At 71.3% G+C, this 3,116-nt stretch carries 3 protein-coding genes; 1 reads left to right on the top strand and 2 read right to left on the bottom strand.

Going from position 1 to position 3,116, the window contains the following annotated elements; genetic code table 11:
* Window positions 1-89: 89 nt before the first annotated feature.
* Entirely contained in the window at window positions 90-374 is a 285-nt protein-coding gene (locus tag ABD151_RS10030; protein ID WP_343993866.1) for a chorismate mutase, read from the top strand.
* A 50-nt stretch (window positions 375-424) separates the two neighbouring features.
* On the opposite strand, the gene ABD151_RS10025 is transcribed toward ABD151_RS10030, so the two are convergent.
* Window positions 425-1,912 (bottom strand): adenylate/guanylate cyclase domain-containing protein, encoded by a 1,488-nt coding sequence (locus ABD151_RS10025; protein WP_343993864.1) that lies wholly within the window; start codon window positions 1,910-1,912, stop codon window positions 425-427.
* Window positions 1,913-1,939: 27 nt separating this feature from the next.
* A complete protein-coding gene (locus ABD151_RS10020) occupies window positions 1,940-2,992 on the bottom strand; it encodes a hypothetical protein (RefSeq protein WP_343993862.1) in 1,053 nt (350 codons plus the stop codon).
* Between the last annotated feature and the right edge of the window lie 124 nt (window positions 2,993-3,116).

Genomic DNA, 3,116 nt, shown 5'->3' with positions numbered 1-3,116 from the left:
TCCAGGGCGAGGCCGGCGAGGACATCTACGGCGTCTTCGTGAAGGACTACAAGCCCAGCCCCTGGTGAGCGCTTATAGACTCACCTGCCGTGAGCACGCCGCCTGAACTCCTCCGCCTCCGCAAGAGCATCGACAACATCGATGCTGCCCTGATCCACCTGCTCGCCGAGCGGTTCAACTGCACGCAGCAGGTCGGCGTCCTCAAGGCGGAGCTCGGGCTGCCTGCGGCGGACAAGTCGCGCGAGGAGCGCCAGGTCGCGCGGCTGCGCGACCTGGCCGAGGAGTCCGGGCTGGACCCGGTCTTCGCGGAGAAGTTCCTCAACTTCGTGATCGCCGAGGTCATCCACCACCACGAGCGGATCGCCGAGTCCTGACCTCCATGTGACCTCAGCGCGCACTTTGACGCCGAAAGTGCGCGCTCAGCTCACATCGAGCGGGGAGTCGCCACAGGCGTGAGGGCTTGGCGGCCGCGGACCTGGAGCGGCTCCAACTGCTTCCAGCAGCTCGCCTCCGCCGGATCCGCGTCCGCGAGCAGATCGCCACGCACCAGGACGGCGGCCGGCACGTTCTTCGCCAGATCGGTCAGCCGGGCCGCCTCGTTCACCGGGTCGCCGATCACCGTGTACTCGGAGCGTTGGTCCGCGCCGATGTTGCCGGCCACCGCCCGCCCGGTGGAGACCCCGACCCCGGCGCTCAGCTCCGGCACCTCGGCCCGCAGGCGTTCGCCCAGGACCCGGGCCGCGCGCAGCGCTAGCGTGGCGCGCTGCGGAACCTCGGCCGGCGCGCCCCAGATCGCCAGCGCCGCGTCACCGGCGAACTTGTTGATCCAGCCGCCGTGCGCATCCACGACGTCGACCACCACCGCGAAGAACCGGTTGAGCAGCGCCACCACCTCCTCGGGCTCACGCTCCTCGGCGATGGTGGTGGAGCCGATGATGTCGACGAAGAGGACCGTCACCTCGCGCGCCTCGCCGCCGAGCCTCACCTCCCCGGCCAGGGCTTGGCGGGCGACGTCGGTGCCCACGTGCCGGCCGAACAGCTCCCTGATCCGCTCGCGCTCACGGAGCCCGGCCGCCATCTTGTTGAAGCCGGCCTGCAGATGACCGATCTCGGTGGCGTCGTAGATCGGCACCGAGGCGGCATAGTCCCCATGCTCGATCCGGCTGACTGCGAGCCGGAGACCGCGCAGCGGGTCGGCGCTCGCCTTCGCCGCGAGGTAGGTGGCCAGCAGTCCGACCACCAGACCGATCCCGCCGAGCACCATCATGGTGACCGCGAGACCGGTGATGGTGGCCTCGCTGCCGGTCACCGTGAAGAGCCCGACCAGGACGGTGCCGAGCAGCACGATCCCGGTGCTCAGCCACCAGGTGAGCAGCTCGCGCCCCACCACCGAGCGGCGGTTGGGCAGCGGCGCGTCACCCTCCAGGGCGCGCTGGGCGAAGGAGCGCAGCGCCCGCTCCGCGGCCAGGTAGCTGAACGCCGTCGTCGACCAGCCGACCAGGGCCACCGTCAATGCGATGTAGGCACCGACCCGCAGGCTCTCCGGTGCGTTGAGAGCGCCGAAGAGCAGCGCCGCGAAGAGCCAGCTGAGGCCTTGGCGGCGGGCCACGATCGCCGGGCCACGGAGCACCACCAGTCGGTCGGGGTCGTCGTGCGGCGCACCGCGCCGGATCCAGCCGACCAACGGAGTGAGCACCGCGTTGAGGTGCACGACGCCCACAGTGACGCCGACGGTGACCGCGATCGCGGCGCCGATCAGGTTCAGCAGCCGCACCCGATCGTCGTCGGCGAGCTGCGGCAACGGCACCGCGAAGGCGAGCAGGCAGTAGACCAGCACCGTGCCCACCAGGTTGATCACAACCAGCCCGATGCTCAGTGCGACGCGGGGTCGCCAGGAGCGGAAGCGCGTCACGCGGCGACCCTACAACTCAATGTGACCTCAGCGCGCCCGTTCGGGCCCAGATGGCGCCGACAGGTCACATCGAAGTGGGGCGTCGGCGGCGGAACCGGCAGCGAGCCGCGCGTTGACGACGGCATCCAGGTCGGGCGTGGGCCGGAGCTGCCACTGCCCGCTCCGGCGCCGGCGCTCGGCGCGCGCAGCCGCCGCCCGAAGCCGGCCGACGACCTCTCCCGGGGCGCTCAGCTCACCGGCCACCACGGTGACCACCTCGATGCCGTGGTCCCGGAGCCGATCCTCGCGGGCTAGGTCGCGCCGGCGCTGCTCGGCGGTGAAGTGGTGCGCCCCGTCGTACTCGCCGGCCAGCCCGAGCTCGGGCGAGAACAGATCGGGCCGCGCCAGGAAGCGGCCGGCCGCGTCGTACAGCTCGGCGTTGCACAGCGGGGTGGGCAGGTCGGCATCGAGCGTCCAGACCAACCGCAGGGCCGTCTCGCGGGGTGACTCGACCCGGTCCGCGGAGAGCCGGAGCGCTTGGCGCATCAGGGGGAGACCATAGGTGCGCGGAACCGTGCGCAGCCATCGCTGCAACCGAGACCGCGACGTGAGCTCGGCATGCAGGACCATGTCGATCGCCGCGACCGCACGCTTGAGGGAGCGCAGCTGGTAGATCTCGTCCAGGAGCGCACGATGGACGTTGAGGCACCGCACACCGCTCCGCAGCACCACCTCGGTCTCGGCGATCCGGTGCCGGGTGAAGGCGGCCCCCGGATGCTCAGGGCACTGCCGCCCGGGCCCGACGGCGACGAGGACGGGCAGCTCCTGGCCGTGCAGGTCCCTGCCGCCGAACCAATCGGCACCTGCCAGATGCAGGCTCGCCCAGCCCGACACGCCGCCGAAGGCACCGAGGTGCCCGCCCGCCTCGACGATCCGTTGCGCAGGTTGGTCGAACTCGGCACCGGAGGGCACGTACAGGCCGGGCGACGTCCGCCGCCACCGACCACCGCGGGCCTCGCCAGGACGTGGACCGGCCACGCCGTCCGGATCGACCCGCACCGGAGGGACGACGCGCGGCGTCGCAAGGCGAGGTGGCTGCATGAAGTCAGCCTGACCCGCCGAAGGAGACTTGCGGCCGCTCTCCACAGGCGAATATTCAATGTGACCTCAGCGCGCACTTTTCGCCGGAAACCCAGCGCTGCGGTCACATTGAGGCGGCGCGGAC

Source organism: Nocardioides dubius (assembly GCF_039528155.1).
GTDB classification, from domain to species: Bacteria; Actinomycetota; Actinomycetes; order Propionibacteriales; family Nocardioidaceae; genus Nocardioides; species Nocardioides dubius.
Note: the sequence above shows the minus strand (reverse complement) of the source record. Positions and strands in the feature narration are given on the sequence as shown.

Coding starts and splice junctions, on each gene's coding strand:
- ABD151_RS10020 (WP_343993862.1), bottom strand. CDS start 2,992: ATGCAGCCACCTCGCCTTGCGACGCCGCGCGTCGTCCCTCCGGTGCGG.